Genomic DNA, 18,175 nt, shown 5'->3' on the forward strand with positions numbered 1-18,175 from the left:
GCCAACACTAATCATATTAAAATCATTAACACATAAATCTATTCGCCTGAATATTGCAATGACAAAAAAGCCTTCACACGGAAGGCTTTTCTTTCCTTTGACCCTGGCTCAGGCGGTATGTCTGGTTGGTGCCGCTGTTGCCGTCATACCGGTGCTCATTGAGATGCCACGGAAGTGGTCTTGTACGGCTTTTTGCTTATTTTATGCCGATAACCCTTGAGTGCTTGTTCCAATGCCTTGCGGTGCATTTTCTCTCTTAACTGTTCAACGTCCATTTTCTCTTCACGTCGCTAAAGATCTGAACAAAAAAAGCCCCTGCACTGTGTCTCACCCTCGTTAGTCACAATACAGAGGCTCCCGAATTAACCTTCTAGCCGAAGCCAATTACTTAACTAACTTACAATTACCGAACGTACCTGGATTATGGAAATTAGGTTTCGGTGTGTTCGGGTCAACCCAGGTCATCCAGCCCATATCCAGACTGCCGTCAGGCAAAGGGGTAAATTCGGCGCGCATCAGAGCACACAGTAGCTCTGACTTATCGTCATCCTGCCACAGCCCCAATTTATCCAATGTCGCAAGCGGCAGCTTGCCTTCTACGATATAGCCATCATCCTTGATGCTGGCTTTGGTTTCCAGCCCTGGCCATTGCCAGCTGCTATCGAGTGACGCACGCTTCTTGGCTTTGGTGTCATACGATGCCTTGGCACTGAACACGCGGGCTTTCGGGTCGATTTCCATGGTGTAGTAGCTTGATAGCGTTACATCTTTGGCCAAGAAAATTTCCGCGCGATCAGAGTCCAAAATAGCCCGTTCAGGATCGGTGCCAATGGCCAGGTGCTTATCCGCTACTCGATAGCGGAAGTAAAAAGCCTGCTCGTCCCAAAGCGCCTTGAACTCGGTTGCCGGTGCCATTTCGCTCCGCCAAGGGAACGTAAACTGGGTCAATGTTTTCGCCCCGGCCCATGCGCTATCCTCACCCTTGCCGTCAATCACTGGTGCCTGCTCGGTATACTGAACGTGATAGGTAGGCTGCACCTCTTCTGCTGCCGCTTGACCGGCAACGACGCTGCCCACTAACAGGGCTGATAATCCCAACAGCTTTTTCATTGTTATATCCTTCTTTTGGTAATTATAAAAAAGCTGACCTTATTGCGTTGAATAACATCAGCTTTTCTTGTTCACGTTTTGGTTAATTATTCCTTGGCCGTTATTCCACCAAGTAGGCCATCTGCGTTGCCGCCAACAGGAACGCCCCTGCGCCATAATCGATGTTGTGGTCGAACTTCACATCGCGCGGGTTGAATGCCGGCAGCTGAACCCAGCCCATCATGCCGTTGTCATGGATGCAGCTTTCCAGTGCCGCCCAGGCTTTTTCGACAACAGGCAGGTAGGTTTCACGATCGAGGTGACCGTTATTGATCCCCCAGGCAAGCCCGTAGCAGAACAAGGAGGTCGCGCTGCTCTCCGGGGCTGGGAAACTGTCTGGGTCAAGCAGGCTGGTGCGCCAGAAGCCATCGGCCTGCTGGTATTTGATCACTTCGGCAGCTAAATTCTTGAACAGGTCAAGGTACGGTTGCTGCTGGTCAAACTCGGCCGGGAAGCGCGCCATCAAGCGCGGTACCGATGCCAGCATCCAGCCTATCCCTCGTGACCAAAACACCTTCTCGCCATTGGCTTCGCGTAGCTCGGCGCCACCGTCACCGAATTCATCACGGTACTTCTGGCCGACTTCTGTTGGCATGTAACGGTAGTCACGGTAAAACAACTTAGTGTCCGGATCGTAAAGGTGATCAACCGCATCCCAGAACGCCGTATGCATGTAGTCGACATACTTGCGCTCGCCCGTTACTTTCGACAACGCGGCGAAGGCAGGCGGTGCCATGAACAGAGAATCAACCCACCACCAGTCGCGATGGCCGGGCTTTGGCTCATCGAGCATGATGTCGAACGCCTTGATGGTCGGCTCCAGCGCTTCAGGAATATTGATTACCGGATAGACATCCAGATACGCTTGGGCACAGACATGGTCATCGGCAAAACGCGGAAAGGCACCGGTACGAAAACCTGTGTGCAAGGTATAGCCCATCACCCCGTCAAGGTATTCGCTATCGTCGGTTGCCTTCCAGGCTTCTGCCACACATGACCAAAATACCCCGCGTTCCCAGTCGGTATCTTTAATGAAGCGCGTCGCGCCGCTGCGGCGGATCACCGAACGAGTCTGGTTTGCAGCCTGGTAGCGGTAAACCCGCTTCAGCTGCTGTAATACCTTTTCCTTTATCACAGTCATATCACCACCTATCATCGAGCCAACCAGCCGCCATCGACCGCGAGCGTGTACCCTGTTACGTAATCTGAAGCCGGTGATGCCAGGAAGATAGCCGGACCGGCCATATCCGATGGCAGCCCCCAGCGACCAACAGGAATACGCTCCAAAATGGCCTTGTTGCGCTCTTGATCTTCACGCAGTGCCTGAGTGTTATTGGTTGCCATGTAACCCGGAGCGATGGCATTGACAGTAATGTTGTAAGGGGACAGTTCGGTCGCTAGGGCGCGGGTGATGCCCATGACTGCCGACTTGGAGGCCGTGTAGGAGATAACACGGATACCGCCCTGGAACGACAGCATGGAAGCAATATTGATGATCTTGCCGCCATTACCTTGGGCAATGAAGTGCTTAGCAACCGCTTGAGACAGGAATACAACCGCTTTTTGGTTGATGGCGATAACGTCATCCCAGTTGTCTTCTGAAAAATCCAGCAGATCTTCACGGCGAATAATACCGGCATTGTTCACCAGAATATCAACACGGCCCATTTCCGTTACCGCTTGGTCAACCAGAGCGTTCAGCGCTTCTTTGTTGGAATCAGAAATAAGGTTGGCAGTGATGTAATGAAACTTACGGCCCAGTGCTTCAACTTTTTCGCGTGTTTCTTCAGCAGGGACATAACCAATACCAAGGATATCAGCACCAGCCTGTGCCAGGCCAACCGCCATGCCTTGACCAAGGCCCGTATCACAACCGGTCACGATGGCCACTTTGCCGGATAGATCAAACATATTCATTTGGAGTTCCTATTTATTTGGTTGCAACATGGCAAGCCGCGAGGTTGGCTATGCCATGGCGCAAGATATTCAGGGGAATTACTTCAGGTCGCTCATTGCGACATGATCCATGTCGTGGAACGTCTGGTTTTCGCCAACCATGCTCCAGATGAAGGTGTACGCCGCGGTCCCGACCCCGGAGTGGATTGACCAACTCGGGCTGATCACCGCCTGCTCGTTGCGAACAACAATATGGCGCGTTTCCTGCGGCTCTCCCATGTAATGGAATACCAGGTTGTCGGCTTGCATATTGAAATAGAGGTAGACTTCCATCCGACGCTCGTGGGTATGGCAAGGCATGGTATTCCACAGGCTGCCCGGTGCCAGCTCGGTCAGCCCCATAGAAAGCTGGCACGTCGGTAGTACCGATGGGTGCAAATACTTATTGATGGTACGGACGTTGCAGTTCTCTTGGCTACCCAGAGTTTCCGGGGCCGCTTGCTCACGGGTGATCTTGCGGGTCGGATAGCTATGATGGGCCGGTGCGCTGTTTATGTAGAAGCGCGCAGGCTTTTGCGCCGAAATACTGCTGAATTTAACCTCTTTGGCCCCTTTCCCGACATAAAGCGCTTCGCGGCTGCCGATTTCGAACGTTTCACCATCGACCCAGACCACGCCCGGCTCACCGATATTGATCACGCCGAGCTCCCGGCGCTCGAGAAAGTAATCGACGCCGAGCTCTTTGCCCCCGACCAGTTCCAGGGCTGTCTCTGCCGGTACCGCACCACCGACAATAATGCGGTCAATGTGGCTATAGGTCAGGTTGAGCTGGCCGAGCTGAAACATCTCTTCGATCAAAAACTGCTCACGCAGACCGGCGGTATCCAACTGCTTGGCATGCTCACTGTGAATTGGTTGACGAATTTCCATTTTTTCCTCTGTCATCTTGTTAGCAAAGGGGCAGCGTTGACTTACGCCTTAAATGCCCACTGCCCTTTGATCATTGTTCCTTGCACCTGAAGATCAGCATCCATCATGGTCAAACTGGCCTCCATCCCCTTGGCAACGCTGCCCAGGCGCTCTGCCAGCCCGAGGTAGACGGCCGGGACATACGACGCCATTTGCACCGCTTCCCATACCGGCACACCAGTCAGGTTCACCATATTTCGCACCGCCTGATCCAAACTGCAGGTGCTGCCTGCCAGCGAGCCACACGGGCTGCGGGCCTCTCCGTTTGTCACTGAGATCATCTGCGCGCCAAGCTGGTACTCACCATCACTGAGGCCACCAGCCCGCATGCAATCGGTGATCAGCGCAATCCCGCGATACCCCTTGATGCGGTACGCCAAGTTCATCATCACCGGGTTAACATGCACCCCATCGGCAATCAGCTCGGCCAGCATGTCGTGATACAGCACGGCCCCGCAGCAACCGGGTTCGCGGTGGTGAAGCCCCCGCATGCCATTAAACAGGTGCACCCCGCAGTCAGCACCGCGCTGGTGCGCCTCGGTCACTTGGGCATAGGTTGCATCAGTATGGGCAACGGATGGCTTTATATGCTGGGCCGACAGCCAACTGATCGCGTCCATCGCCCCTTCGGATTCCGGTGCCAGCGCCGCCCTCAACAATGAGGCGCCTGCGGTTTCTTTCAGTTGCTCCAGCTCCGCAACGGTCGGCGCTTTCAGGAAGGCCGGTGGATGAGAGCCGCGATGAGGCTCGGTGAAATACGGCCCTTCGAGAAAACTCCCCAGAAGCTCGGCACCTTGTTGCTGCGGTTGGTCGGTAAACTGCCTAACCGCAGCCAAGGCATCGATAATGTCCTGCCATGGCGCCGTTACCGTGGTGCCGACCCAAGCCACCACACCGGTTTGCGGCAGCGCATCGGAAATCGACTGCAGCGCGGTATCCGTGGCATCCATCACATCAAAGCCGTTTCGGCCGTGGATATGGATATCGACAAAGCCCGGCATAATCGACTGCCCGGCCAAGCGAACCACCTCGCAGTCTGCCGGTATGGATGATGTAACATCAGCAATCAGGCCATCTTCGACAATTACGGCACTACCGGTTTCGATACCCGCTGGTGTAAAAACCTGATCGGCAAGCAAGGCATAACGCATAATTACAGTCCGTCTTCACATTCCAGTTCAGGCTGTGGCGCCATCATGACTTCCAGCTCTTTGCGCATGTTCTGCAGGCATGAGCCACCAATTTCCAGCAGGGTTTCAACCAACTCGTCCAGTTTTGCACCGTCACGCTCGAACGCGGCATTGGCAATCATGGGGAGGTTCACCCCGGCAATCAGCTCGATATTATCGGTATCCATCATGATCGCCATCGCACGGTTGCACGGTGAGCCGCCCGGAATATCAGTCAGGAACAAGACCCCTTCCCCGCCGTCGACCTGCTTGGCCGCGTCACGCAGCGCCACTTCCAGATCATCGGTTGACATCGATTCGACAAAATCCACAAATGCCATTTGCTCTTGGTCGCCGGCAATGGCCTTGACCGCCGAAGCCATGCCTGTCGCGAAGTTGATGTGGCCAGAAACTACAATTCCAATCATTTTTAAATCCTTGAAACTTAAATCCTTGGGGATATAACCCGAAGCTAAAACATTGAAGCGAAATACTTGAAGTTAGCACCTTGAAGGCCAGAGCTTTAAACAACAGTGACTCGATAGATGTCCCTACAGAGCAAGACCTTTAAGCTGATAACTCGAAGATGACTGGTTAACATAAGGGGGAGATACCTCCCCCCTAGCGTTAACGCATACCCGTTAAAGAATGCCTAAGAAGTGGCCTACCACACCGGCAGCAAGGGTGGAGAAGATAAGTACCGGCGGCTTAGCCCAGAACCCGGTGCCCTTCACCATCTTGAACATGAAGAACACCAAGCACAGCGGCAGCAGGTTCGGCATGATCTTGTCAAATAGCGCACCTTGCAGTTCGACAACCTTGCCTCCGAGCTCTACCGAGGCGGTGGTCTGCACCCTGATAAAGGTTGCCGACAGCGCACCAATCACGAAGATACCCATGATGTTGGCCGCTTTCGCCAGCTTCTCGGTAGCATCGCTCATGTTCACCATGGCGGCCGTACCGGCCTTGTAGCCCATGAACATCAGGCCGAAATACACAGCGAAGTGAACAATCTGGTACAAGAAGAAGAACACGAACGGACCAGCAATCGAGCCTTCCATCGCAATCGACGCACCCAGCGCTAGGGTCAGCGGCATCAGGGTCATGTGGTCAATCGCATCACCGATCCCGCCTGTCGGGCCCATACCGGCCACTTTCATCACGTTAACGGTTGATGGTTTTTCCTTGTTCTCTTCCATCGCAATGGCAGTGCCAAGCAGGAAAGTGAACAGTTTCGGGCTCGCGTTGAAGAACTGCAGATGGTTCTTCAAAGACTTGGCAAAGTCACGCTTGTTATTGCCGTGGATCTTTTTCAGCGCCGGGATAATCGAGTAGGCAAAACCACCCGCCTGCATACGCTCGAAGTTAAAGTTACCTTCCATGAACAGGCCGCGTAGCGAACACATCCACAGGTCACGTTTGGTAATTACTTTGCGCGGCGTTGTGTCTTCGTATGAATCAATATCATCAACCAGACTTTCAACCTTGCTGTTTTTATCGGCTAGCTTGCCTGCGGTGATATCAGATGCCATCTTCAAATTCCTCGACTTGATTGTTGTTAGTTCCATTGTTACCGCTGAAGAAGTAGTACAGTGCTGCGGCTGATGCGCCCAGGACCGCCACGGCCATGATTGGCAGCTTGAGGTATGTCGTCATCACGAAGCCGATAAAGAACACACCCGCAACTTCCTTCGACCACATGATTTTAAGCAACATGGCAAAACCGATTGCTGGAACCATCTTGGCGCCGATGCCCAGACCTTCTAGCAGAACTTTTGGTGCGTTTTCATCAATCCAGGTTGCAGCATGCTCACCGAAGTACACGGTGATAAAGGCGACCAGTGAGTACATCAGGGCACGCAGCGAAATTGTGGTGATCAGCAAGCGGTCAATGCCATCAGAGTCTCCCTGCTCGGCGAAGCGATCCGCTTTGCCCATCGTGAAGGCTGTCAGAGCGAAGAAACCGATAACCAGCATCTGCATCAAGACGGCGATTGGCATACCCACACCCATCGCGACTTCCGCTGACTGGCCAGTCATCACCGCGAAAGCAACAGCAGCAATGGTACCCAAGGTAACATCAGGCGGCTGAGCCCCTGCATTTGGCACTAGGCCTAACCAAGCCAACTCCAGGGTGGCACCGGCAATCAGACCGATTTGCATATCACCCATGATCAACCCGACAACCGGGCCGGTAATGAGCGGACGGTGGATGTTCAACGCGACATCGTATTTATCGATACCACAGAAGAACGCCCAAATTGCGACCAGCGTAGCTTCAAAAAACATGATTTATTCCTTTTTTAAATCTCTGTTTAGCGTGAATGTTGCCTGCGTTTAGGCAGTTTGTTTTGCCAATTCAAGTACATTGACTGGCGTTTGATCTGGTGTGTTCTGCACCGTACACGTCACCCCTTTGGCTACCATACGCTCAAAGGCATCGATATCTTTCTCATCGACCGATACGGTTTTGGCGATCTGGCGCTTGCCTTCGTGGAAGTGCATGTTGCCTACGTTGCAGTGTGTAAGAGGAACGCCACCTTCAACCAAACGGGCAACATCGGTAGGGTTGTTACACAGAATGAAAATCTTCTGCTTTGGCGATGCTTTGTGGATCACATCGATGGTTTTCTGGATAGAGAAGAAACGTACAGCGTATTCCCCTCCGGCAGAGGCCTTCATACCCGCTTGCATAAAGGCGGCATTCGGCCCTTCTGCTGCATCGTCATTGGCCACTAAAATTAAATTCGCCTCGGTATGTTTACCCCAAGTAATTCGAATTTGACCATGTAGAAGACGTTCATCGATACGCGTCCAAACAATGTTAGGTGACGTCATAGTAGTAAACCCTTTTTTATTTATTGTGCTATTAATTGAATTCGTGAATTGTTACACCCTGAACAACACGATTGACCTCGCCGGTCGGACAAGGATTGTCCGGCGTATTTCCTAATTTCAATGAGTGATGGAAAGCGTAAACTTGAGCAATGATTAAATATGGGAATATTAATTCTACATCACTGGCATTATCCATACCGTTAATATTAATAAAGTCGCCATCAGTAACCGTATCGTCTTGCTGTGCCGTAATTGCTAATACTTGAGAAGCAATTTTGTCCCGGCGCAGTTCGGCTAATAAGTCCAAATCATACTTACGCGTATATGGGTTATTAGAAATAAAGACAACAACTAATGTTTCATTATCAACTATCGATTTTGGTCCATGTCTAAAGCCAAGTGGGGAATCGAACATTGCCACAACATTCCCTGCCGTTAGCTCCAGAAGCTTCAGTGCTGACTCCTGGGCCAAACCCTGCAGGCATCCACTGCCCAAATAAATAACTCGTTTTGCATTCTTATTAGCGATTATACTGATAGAAGAATTAATTTCTTTGATCAAAGCCTCAGATTGCTTACAAATACTTTCAATTTCTTTCGAGTAATCGTTGTCACAAGTTAATACCGAAAATGCTGCAAGCATCATAGAAGAGAAACTTGACGTCATCGCGAAAGACTTATCATTTGTTTCAGCCGGCATCAAAATCGCCAGCGAGCCCGCGTCGTTCCTGCATCTTTCGTACAGTTGCCCTTCACCGTTACAGGTCAGCACCAGGTGATAACACTCGGTTAGCAGCTGGTTGGCCAAATCAACCGCTGCAACACTTTCAGGACTGTTGCCAGAACGCGCAAATGAAACAACAAGTGTCGGAATATCTTCAGCAAAATACTGATAAGGGTTCGATACAATATCGGTAGAAGCGATGGCTTCAACGCGACGATCAAGCACCTTTGACAGCGCCGGTGCCAATGCTCGTCCGGCAAAAGCAGACGTACCCGCCCCGGTCAATACAATGCGCAAATTCGGCTTGCTATAGAGTGGTGCCAGAAATGCCTTGCTCACGGCTTGACACTCGGTCACGATTGACAATGTTTTTCTCCAGCACTCAGGTTGTTGCTGAATTTCTTTTGCAGTCCAAAAAGCCTTTAAGCTTTCGAGATCTTTATGGTCAAGATCTAAATATTTCATGGTATGCCCTATTATATTAAAACTCACAAGCTGCAGAATAAATACGAAGTACTTGCTGTACTTTGTTAATTACGAAATCTTTAGGTGTATTTTCTATTTCACCATTTCTCAAAGCATGGAACTGCTCAGGTAAATATTGGCTAATTAGCGGCAATGGCATTGGTTGCTGTGACAGATTGCTAAATAGCTTTGCTTGAGCCTGTTGAATTTTTTCATCGGGCCAGTAGTAACGAATACGGTCACTAAAGCTGTAGCAACGAGCAAAGCGTTGTTGATTGGCATCGCCATGATAATATTTCTGCCAGAACCCGGGCTCGATACACATGGTTTGTTCGATATGTTCTTTTAAATTCGAGCAATGGGCCTTCGGAACCATCTCTTCTTCGATTGCGCATAGGTTAAATAGCGCTTCACGCATGGCAAAAGTCAGCGCTGGGCCTACTTTCAGAATTGAAAAATGATCCCGTACTAAATCTTGGTAAGCCTGCGCAGGCTGATAATCCGTCGAGTGCGCCTCGAACACCATGTGCTGGTATTCATCAATCACCCGGCTGAGCGCCTGGGCTTTCTCCGGGCAATAATCAATAACGCCGGTATGATCAAACTCAACCCCCGGTTGGACGACCAAGCCAATCACGCGCTGCCAGCAATCGGCAACACCAGCTTGCTCAAAAGCCATCAGGTGGCATTGGATGGTTTTCTGTGCCGCCTCCGGGTGAGTCACCTCGACCCCTTCGAGTAACTCCGCGGCCCCGCCCGGTACCGGTACTTCGGTGCCGATAACATAAACAACATCACTGGAGCCGAAGCTGTTTATCGCGGTCTCTTCAGCCACGGTAGCAAGACGGGCAGCCCGCTCGGCCACCACTTCATCGGCCAGTGGCACAGGATCGCCAGCACAGGACATGCTGCAATCAAGGTGTATTTTCTTAAAACCGGCAGCCACATAGGCCGCAATCAGTGCATCGGCATTATCCATTGCCTGATCAGCAGGCAAATCCTGCCAGCGATTTGGACCAAGATGGTCACCACCCAGTATCAAGCGCTCTGAAGGAAAGGCCAGTTGTTCGGCAAGATCAAGGACAAAGTTTCGAAAATCAACCGGTGTCATACCGGTATAGCCACCGAATTGATCCACCTGGTTTGACGTTGCTTCAATCAGCAACGGCGAATTGTCTTGCTTGGCTTGACGTATCGCAGCTTCAATCACAAATGGATGCGCCGAACAAACAGAATATATCCCGTTTCTGCCGCCAGCCTTGTGACGTTTTACGATATCAAGAAGGGTGTTCATGTACTAACTCCACAATCAGCATCTGGTCTGCTGCTATGGAGTTAGCACATCGCTTATAGGAAGGATTTAATCTGTCTTTTCAACAATGATCACATTCACTTTCATGTCTCGCAAACCCTGGAGGTACTCTTCCGGAATACCGGAATCTGTTACCAGGGTGTCAATCTGACCGAACTCTCGGATCATATGACAGCTGCGTTTACCAAACTTGCTGGAATCCGCAATAGCAATAACATGTTCGGAAATTTCACACATCAAGCGGTTCAGACTTGCTTCCTGCTCGTTGTGAGTTGTAATCCCCGATCTTAGATCAAAGCCATCCACACCCAAGAACACTTTATCAAAGCGATAGTTTTTCAACCCGTTCTCAGCCTGTGAACCCGAAAAAGACAATGCCTTCTTACGAAGCACACCACCGGTCATCAATACCTCAATACCCGGTTTTGACGACAACTCCATAGCCACATCCAGACCATTGGTCATTACCACTACATCCTCGACATTGCTCAGGCTTGAGGCAATTTCGCGTGTAGTAGTACCCGAATCCAGAATGACTGTGTCACCATCTTCGATCAGCTCGGCCGCTGCTTGTCCCAATACCGCTTTCAATCCGGCATTTTGACGACGCTTTTCATGTACGGTCAGCTCAGCAATGACACCGGTATTCGGAATTGCGGCACCGTGCGAACGCACAACATAACCATTCTTTTCCAAAAAACTCAGATCACTGCGGATAGTGACACTGGAGACACTAAATCTAGAAGCTAGGTCCTCGACACGGGCTTTACCTTCTTGGTTTACCACGTTGACGATTTCCATTCGCCTTTCGACAGCACTTTTCATTATTTAGTCTCCTGTTGAAACCAAGCTTTCGTTTGGTTTCGATATAAGCTTACAATCAAAAACAAAAGGCACAATGGGAAGAATACAAACTTGCGATCTCTTTCACACACTTTCGTTAACTTACCTATTTATTTACGCAAACTTTCGAGTAAAAGAAAAAGCAGCACTACGAAAGCTGACTATCACTAGATTTGCATAAATAACTGCCAGTAAAAGTAAATTTATCGTAAATCAACCCGCAAAGCAAAACATAAGGCGTTTCACTTTGAAAGCATTTGACAAGTCAATGTCTTCTTTTGTGATCAGCAACTGCGTCAACACGCTTTCGTTAGTTTACGATAGCGCTATAAAAACACCAAAACGTAAGAAAAGGAAATTAAATTACTTTCTTTTTCCGTCTTCATCACACTTTATATGCAAATGGTATCTTAAATTAAAGGAGACTAATGATGTCGATATCACGCCGTGACCTTTTAAAAGGCATTGCTGTCACAGGGGCTGTGGCTGCAACGCCAGCCTGCAGTTCACTTACGGGCAATCAACCGGTGGTTACCGCCAAAAACGAAAGTAAAAAGCCAAACCTGTTGATCATCTTCCCTGATGAGTTTCGTACCCAGTCGCTTGGCTTTATGAATCAGGACCGCTCATTAACTCCATATCTAGACAAATTTGCTAAGCAAAGTGTGGTACTGGATCAGGCCGTATCCAACTTCCCGCTTTGTACTCCGTTCCGTGGCATGTTGATGACAGGTCAGTATCCTTACCGCAACGGGATCCAAGGCAACAGCCATACCGCTATGCCTGGAAACTTCGGCGGCAAAGACTTCGGTATTGAGTTGAAGAAAAATACCCTGACCTGGTCAGATATCATGAAAAAGCAAGGCTACAGCATGGGCTATATCGGCAAGTGGCACCTCGACGCACCGGAAGCACCGTTTGTGCCGAGCTACAACAACCCGATGGAAGGCCGCTACTGGAATGACTGGACGGCCCCCGACCGCCGCCACGGTTTCGATTTCTGGTATTCATACGGTACCTACGACCTTCACATGAACCCTATTTACTGGACCAACGACACCCCGAGGGACAAACCGCTGCAAATCAACCAGTGGAGTCCGGAGCATGAAGCTGACATCGCCATAAAGTACCTTCGAAACGAAAACGGCAAGTATCGCGACAGTGACAAGCCCTTTACTCTGGTCGTCTCCATGAACCCGCCGCACTCCCCTTATGATCAAGTTCCTCAAAAATACTTGGATCGCTTCAGCGGCGAAACGTCCGAATCACTCAATACCCGGCCGAATGTGGTATGGGACAAAGACTACCAAGACGGTTACGGGCCGAAGTACTTCAAAGAGTACATGGCTATGATCAATGGTGTGGATGAACAATTTGGCCGCATTATTAATGAACTTGACCGCCTCAACCTAGCCGAAGATACCTTGGTGATCTTCTTCTCTGACCATGGCTGCTGCCTGGGTGCCAATGGCAACCCGACCAAGAATGTCCACTACGAAGAATCAATGCGGATCCCGATGATGTTCCGCTGGCCGGGCAAATTGTCCCCGCGCCAGGACAACCTGCTATTTTCGGCACCGGACATCTTCCCGACGATGTTTGGCCTGATGGGTATGGATCAGCAAATTCCAGACAGTGTTGAAGGCACAAACTTTGCCAAAACCGTACGCGGTGAAAATGGCGATACCCGTCCGACATCGCAACTCTACACTTTCGTACCCTACGGCGCCCAGTCCTACGGCCGCCGCGGGATCCGTACCGACCACTACACCCTGATGGTCGATCGCAAAATCGGCAAACCTCTGACATACGTCTTACACGACAACGTCAACGACCCTTACCAGATGGCCAATATTGCCGAGGGCAACGATGCCTTGATCAACCAACTGATCGAAGAAGAGCTGCTGCCGTGGCTTGAGCATACCGGTGACCCGTGGCGCCCGGCCGAAGTCCCAGCCAGCGTACTCAAAGCTTTTACCTAACAGACCACTCCCGGCCATGCGCCGGGAGTTACCGATCACCAACATGAGAAGAGAAACCCATGCAAAAATTTAAAGTCGCTCTACTGGCCATCACGATGGGATGCAGCCTACCGACATACGCAATAGACAACCCAGAGGCACTTATCCAACAAAAAGGCACTTTGATCTATAGTGACACTTTCAACCAAAACCTATCCCAATGGGTCGTAGAGAAATCGGCCGTATCAGAGGTTAGCATCAAGCAAGCAGCGCTAGATATTGATGACGCTGCCGGCACTACCGTATGGTTCAGGCACAGCATAAGCACGCCGTCAGTGATCGAGTTCGATGGCACGGTGGTTGTCGCTGGCGGCCCCAATGACCGCGGTACCGATCTTAATTTCTTTTGGATGGCCCAAGAGCCAGGCAGCCAGGACTTTTTTGCCAAATCCGACTGGCGCGCCGGTGACATGCGAAAATACGATCCGATGCAACTCTATTACATCGGCTACGGTGCCAATGACAATAGCACGACACGTTTTCGTCGTTACCCTGGCGATGGCACCCGCCCGCTACTGCCTGAGTTCGATGTCACCGACAAGCAGTTCATGAATATCCCTAATCAGCCGACCAATATTAAAATCGTCAGCCTTGATGACCAGATCCTGGTCTTTAGCAACAACCAAAAGCTATACGAAATCAATGATGAAGAGCAGTTTAAATCAGGCAAGTTCGGCTTTCGGACCTGGAAAAGCCATCTGAAAATCGACAACTTCAAAGTGTATTCACTGAATATGGAACATGAAGGCTAGTTTAAAGGAAGTAAACAATGTCATTATCTCGCCGCAACTTTATTAAGGGTGTTGCCGGGGCCGCAGCAGCCAGCAGCACGTCGGCTGTTATGCTCAAGCCGTCCCCTGCTGCTGCCGCGCCTGCGTCCGACCGCGCGAGCAAGCCAAAGAATATCCTTATCATTACAGCTGACCAGCTTTCCCGCCATGCAATAGGCGGCTATGGCAACCGTGATGTGTCGACCCCGGCTATCGACCAGCTCATTGCGCAAGGCACCCGTTTCAACGCCGCTTATACCGCCTATCCATTATGCGGCCCTTCCCGTGCTTCGTTCTGGACCGGGCGGCTACCGCACCAGAACGGCGTGCACGGTAACAACAGCCCCAATATCCCCTCGTCAATGCCGACCCTCGGCCAGCTGTTCCGAGAAGCGGGCTATGATGCGGTCCATTTCGGCAAGCGCCATGACTTCGGCTCCCTGCGCGGTTTCGACTGTGCGGAACAAATAGAAATGGACATGGATGCCCCCGAGGCCTTTCCGGTGAACTATGACTCGCGGGAAGATCTCTATGCCGAGCAGGAAAGTGTGGCGTTCTTGCGCAAAAAACACGACAAGCCTTTTATCATGGCCGTCGATTTCAACAACCCGCACAATATTTGCGGCTGGGTGGGTGCGTTTGCCGGACCTCATGGTGATATCCCGGGCATCGGTCCGCTACCGCCATTGCGTGATAACTTTGAAAACCTCGATCCTATCACCAACCGGCCGAAAGCCATCCAGTACCTTTGCTGCGGACATCACCGCATGCACGAAGCCGCCCATTGGGATCCGCTCAATTACCAGCAGTATCTTGCAGCCTACTACCATTACACCCGTATGGGCGACAACAGTATCAAGAAGGTACTGGATGCCCTCGCACAATCAGATGCTGCAGACAATACGCTGATTGTCTTCTTCAGTGATCACGGCGATGCCATGGGTAGCCACCGTCAAGTCACCAAAATGAATTTTTTCTATGAAGAAGCAACCAACGTACCATTTGTGATGATGGGTCCCGGTATACCGCAAAACCAACACAGTGACGAACTGGTTTCACTCTGTGATTTAGTCCCTACCTTGTGCGACTATGCCGGCTTGCGTATTCCCGAGCAACTCTATGGCCGAAGTGTACTACCGCTGCTGGACGGAAATGCGCCTCGGGACTGGCGAGATGCCGTCGTCAGCCAGTGGTACACCAGCCGCGAAACTACCATCGAACCCGCTCGGATGTACCGTACTAAAACCCATAAATACACCGTCTACCAGGAAGGAGGCGAAGAGCTTTTCGATCTGGTTCGTGACCCAGGCGAACGCCAGAACCTGGCCAACGATCCGGCTTACCGGGACTTGCTTGATAAATACAGGGAGCGTTTTACTCATTACACCCACGAGCAAATCGATCCCTTCAAGACCCAAGCAACCAGCATCGATCCAGCCTGGCGCCACCACACGCCGGGCTACCAGCATCATCACGGCGACTGTGCCCTAGACGCCTACCTCAAAGCCAAAGAGGCTGAAACAGTGACTTAAACGGCGCCGCAGATTGGCTAGGTAATCGCAAAAAACAAAAATGGGCTCGTCAATCGAGCCCACTGCCTAATACATATAGGCAACAACACAACCTGGGATTTAATATAATTATTTGACTCAGTACGTAATATTGAGGTATCGACTAAATTTCATCATCACTGATATCACTGAAATGAGACAGCACAAATGCTGTGCTGTAATCACTTTGTTTATTTATTTCATTCACAACAAATGTAGTTTCGTCTTTCTCCAGAGGACCAATAAGAATACGGTATATCCCAGCAGAGCGAATAACTGATGTTTGCTCGGGGAAAAATAACCTCACGTCCCTCAGTACATTTTTAGCGTTAACCTCATCCAACGTTGCAAAAACCTGAACATAAAGCGCCTCTTCTCTACCTAAGGTACTAGAGATTTTTTCTGTCGAAAATTGTCCATCAGAATAATTTGATGAGGTCGTTTCTATAGCATAAAATTGCTGCTCTTCAAACTCCACTGAAGTTGGTAGAATATCTTCAGATGTCATTTCAGGTATGGCATTAATCGCTGTAACCTCAACAGTGGGTCTGCTGGCAGTATCATCATTATCTGTTCCAAACCCCGAGTCAAACCCTGACTCACTGATTGTGTATTCAGCCGTATTTTCACTCAATGCTGGCTCATATACAGTTTCAGTATATGTCGTATTAATGTCAGGCACACACTGGTCAGAATTTAAAGCTGTATGATACTTTTGATAGGGATCGAGCTGTATACATCCAGTAAGCATTATTGAGCACATTAGAGATAGTTTGATTTTATTAACCATAGGATTAGCATTCTAATTTTTAGATAAATTTGGTATGAATTTTAGTATCCAACATTAACATTCCGTGTTTAAGAAATGAAAAGCTTTCTCATTGATACCATTCCAGTTAATATTATCAAACCTCTATAAGATGAGAATGAATAACAGTTATTCGTTAATGGTGTAGGTATTAGAAAATCTTATATTTTATTACAGTTTGTTATTCTATAACTAGCTAAAAAGTTAAATTTCATTTAGCCTCAATAGACATTCGTTAATCTTTCCAGTCAATCCCGGTTCGATTCTCTCCCAATTAAAGTATTCTATATCAGAAAAAGAGTTATTCCATGACTCAATACTCTGAAATTGGGAGTAATTAGGCAAGTCGCTCTTCCAGTGATTATCGCTAAGACCCTGTGCATATCCATAACAATACATATACTGCATATATTGCTTGCTAAATGGTGCTTCTGACGGTGCGTCTGGAATCCTATGGTCAATATATGAAAAATTGAACGATGCACCAATCAATTGACTTTGCTGATAAATATTCGTTAGATTACTTCGTCCTTGGTACTTTATCATCGTAGATATCGAACGGCCTGTAATATTAGTTAATGATGGCTGTGTTGGTTCCCAAATTGCACCAATACGCGAGTTATTAATCATCCATATGTGGCTTTCTCGCTCCTCTGGCAGGTCTATACCTAGCTTGGTAAAATATCTATCTTCAATACTAGCAAATTCCTCAACATCCATATTTTCTGGGATAAAAAAGGCTTGAGCTATGACACCACCATCAACATGTAACTCATCATATTGAACACCATTGATATGCATCGGTATAAGAACCGGTTCAAAAATACCTGGAATGGAAGCTGAAGCTATGATCACACTTTGAAAGAGACGCTCTGCCTCCTTTGTGTCATGCATGGCTATCTCCCCCATATTCCATATGACTGGGCGCTGTGCATCAAGGTTTGTCGTTTTGACTAGAAAAGTTCTACCTCGCAAGTACTCTTCTTTGACTTTATCCAACAGATCACGATCAATTTCCTCTCTTACCAGCTTCTCAAACCTGGCAGTATTCAAAAGTGAAGAGCTAGAAAATATTTCCCACACATATCGTGTCTGATAGAGATCTTGATCTGATAATTGTGTGTAGAAATCTCGTAGCTTGTGATCATACTCTTCACCTAAAAACGCGTATAACCCGATAATTGCTCCAGTACTAATGCCTGTAACCATCCGGTATTCAGGTCGTTTTCCACTAGCTGACAAGCCATTGAGAAGTCCTGCGCCATATGCACCATTTGCTCCTCCACCAGATATAGTCAAATAGTGTTGAGCCCTAAAGTTACCGGCCTCATCAACAATGATATTTTTATCAAATGTATTGCTTCGCAATTTCTCATCAAAAACATATTGCTCAATTGAGAACGGTGTATCACCCCAATGTCTAAGCGTTTTGGAGTTAAATAAACCATAATCCATATTTAAGTGAGCAGGCGCTGGGTTTCGTTGTAAATCACTAGTACAACCGATTAAAAAAGCGGATAAAAGAAAAGCAATAATCTCTTTATTCATATCTATTCCAATAAATCCAGCACCAATTAGCTTAAAATTATAGCAGAGTTTATTTAGTCTAAAATCACATGCTTCATTCTAGAGCATAATAATTATTAATTCTCTGATATTAT

General features: G+C 49.1%; 17 protein-coding genes. 3 read left to right on the top strand and 14 right to left on the bottom strand.

The window, feature by feature from the left end; genetic code table 11:
* Positions 1 to 384 precede the first annotated feature (384 nt).
* From C9J03_RS10730 to agaR, 12 genes are all read right to left on the bottom strand, one after another.
* Positions 385 to 1,110 carry a CBM9 family sugar-binding protein gene (locus C9J03_RS10730; RefSeq protein ID WP_044623167.1) on the bottom strand — a complete coding sequence of 242 codons (726 nt, stop codon included), beginning with the start codon at positions 1,108 to 1,110 and terminating at the stop codon, positions 385 to 387.
* Between the two features lie 100 nt (positions 1,111 to 1,210).
* Entirely contained in the window at positions 1,211 to 2,290 is a 1,080-nt protein-coding gene (locus C9J03_RS10735; RefSeq protein WP_044624452.1) for a glycoside hydrolase family 88/105 protein, read from the bottom strand.
* Positions 2,291 to 2,301: 11 nt separating this feature from the next.
* Complete coding sequence (gene kduD, locus C9J03_RS10740; RefSeq protein WP_039462219.1) at positions 2,302 to 3,066, bottom strand: 2-dehydro-3-deoxy-D-gluconate 5-dehydrogenase KduD; 765 nt, start codon at positions 3,064 to 3,066, stop codon at positions 2,302 to 2,304.
* A 78-nt stretch (positions 3,067 to 3,144) separates the two neighbouring features.
* On the bottom strand, positions 3,145 to 3,975 hold the full coding sequence (kduI, locus tag C9J03_RS10745) for a 5-dehydro-4-deoxy-D-glucuronate isomerase (RefSeq protein ID WP_039462733.1): 831 nt from the start codon (positions 3,973 to 3,975) through the stop codon (positions 3,145 to 3,147).
* Between the two features lie 41 nt (positions 3,976 to 4,016).
* The gene (gene nagA / locus C9J03_RS10750; protein WP_044623166.1) at positions 4,017 to 5,165 is read right to left on the bottom strand and encodes an N-acetylglucosamine-6-phosphate deacetylase; all 1,149 of its coding nucleotides are present in this window, start codon (positions 5,163 to 5,165) and stop codon (positions 4,017 to 4,019) included.
* A 2-nt stretch (positions 5,166 to 5,167) separates the two neighbouring features.
* Positions 5,168 to 5,611, bottom strand: a complete 444-nt coding sequence (gene agaF / locus C9J03_RS10755) for a PTS galactosamine/N-acetylgalactosamine transporter subunit IIA (protein ID WP_044623165.1) — start codon at positions 5,609 to 5,611, stop codon at positions 5,168 to 5,170.
* Positions 5,612 to 5,824: 213 nt separating this feature from the next.
* The gene (locus tag C9J03_RS10760; protein ID WP_044623164.1) at positions 5,825 to 6,715 is read right to left on the bottom strand and encodes a PTS system mannose/fructose/sorbose family transporter subunit IID; all 891 of its coding nucleotides are present in this window, start codon (positions 6,713 to 6,715) and stop codon (positions 5,825 to 5,827) included.
* A complete protein-coding gene (gene agaW, locus C9J03_RS10765) occupies positions 6,705 to 7,472 on the bottom strand; it encodes a PTS N-acetylgalactosamine transporter subunit IIC (RefSeq protein ID WP_039462232.1) in 768 nt (255 codons plus the stop codon). The genes C9J03_RS10760 and agaW overlap by 11 nt, the downstream gene beginning before the upstream one ends.
* A gap of 48 nt (positions 7,473 to 7,520) precedes the next feature.
* The gene (gene agaV / locus C9J03_RS10770; RefSeq protein WP_039462235.1) at positions 7,521 to 8,021 is read right to left on the bottom strand and encodes a PTS N-acetylgalactosamine transporter subunit IIB; all 501 of its coding nucleotides are present in this window, start codon (positions 8,019 to 8,021) and stop codon (positions 7,521 to 7,523) included.
* A gap of 31 nt (positions 8,022 to 8,052) precedes the next feature.
* A complete protein-coding gene (locus C9J03_RS10775) occupies positions 8,053 to 9,210 on the bottom strand; it encodes an SIS domain-containing protein (protein WP_044623163.1) in 1,158 nt (385 codons plus the stop codon).
* A gap of 16 nt (positions 9,211 to 9,226) precedes the next feature.
* Positions 9,227 to 10,504: a tagatose-bisphosphate aldolase subunit KbaZ gene (kbaZ, locus tag C9J03_RS10780; protein ID WP_044623162.1), complete on the bottom strand. Its 1,278-nt coding sequence runs from the start codon at positions 10,502 to 10,504 to the stop codon at positions 9,227 to 9,229.
* Positions 10,505 to 10,570: 66 nt separating this feature from the next.
* A complete protein-coding gene (agaR, locus tag C9J03_RS10785; protein ID WP_039462246.1) occupies positions 10,571 to 11,347 on the bottom strand; it encodes a transcriptional repressor AgaR in 777 nt (258 codons plus the stop codon).
* 446 nt (positions 11,348 to 11,793) lie between these two features.
* Here agaR and C9J03_RS10790 point away from each other — a divergent pair, with 446 nt between their 5' ends.
* Genes C9J03_RS10790 through C9J03_RS10800 form a run of 3 tightly spaced genes read left to right on the top strand, consistent with a single transcriptional unit; the run spans position 11,794 to position 15,688 of the window.
* Complete coding sequence (locus tag C9J03_RS10790) at positions 11,794 to 13,347, top strand: sulfatase-like hydrolase/transferase (protein ID WP_231580718.1); 1,554 nt, start codon at positions 11,794 to 11,796, stop codon at positions 13,345 to 13,347.
* Between the two features lie 59 nt (positions 13,348 to 13,406).
* Positions 13,407 to 14,138, top strand: a complete 732-nt coding sequence (locus tag C9J03_RS10795) for a DUF6250 domain-containing protein (RefSeq protein WP_052829751.1) — start codon at positions 13,407 to 13,409, stop codon at positions 14,136 to 14,138.
* 17 nt (positions 14,139 to 14,155) lie between these two features.
* The gene (locus tag C9J03_RS10800; RefSeq protein WP_044623160.1) at positions 14,156 to 15,688 is read left to right on the top strand and encodes a sulfatase-like hydrolase/transferase; all 1,533 of its coding nucleotides are present in this window, start codon (positions 14,156 to 14,158) and stop codon (positions 15,686 to 15,688) included.
* A gap of 142 nt (positions 15,689 to 15,830) precedes the next feature.
* Here C9J03_RS10800 and C9J03_RS10805 read toward each other — a convergent pair whose 3' ends face one another.
* Complete coding sequence (locus C9J03_RS10805) at positions 15,831 to 16,496, bottom strand: hypothetical protein (RefSeq protein WP_044623159.1); 666 nt, start codon at positions 16,494 to 16,496, stop codon at positions 15,831 to 15,833.
* A gap of 222 nt (positions 16,497 to 16,718) precedes the next feature.
* Positions 16,719 to 18,062 carry a patatin-like phospholipase family protein gene (locus C9J03_RS10810; protein ID WP_052829750.1) on the bottom strand — a complete coding sequence of 448 codons (1,344 nt, stop codon included), beginning with the start codon at positions 18,060 to 18,062 and terminating at the stop codon, positions 16,719 to 16,721.
* Positions 18,063 to 18,175: the final 113 nt, after the last annotated feature.

It is taken from the genome of Photobacterium gaetbulicola, assembly GCF_003025515.1.
Classification (GTDB): domain Bacteria; phylum Pseudomonadota; class Gammaproteobacteria; order Enterobacterales; family Vibrionaceae; genus Photobacterium; species Photobacterium gaetbulicola.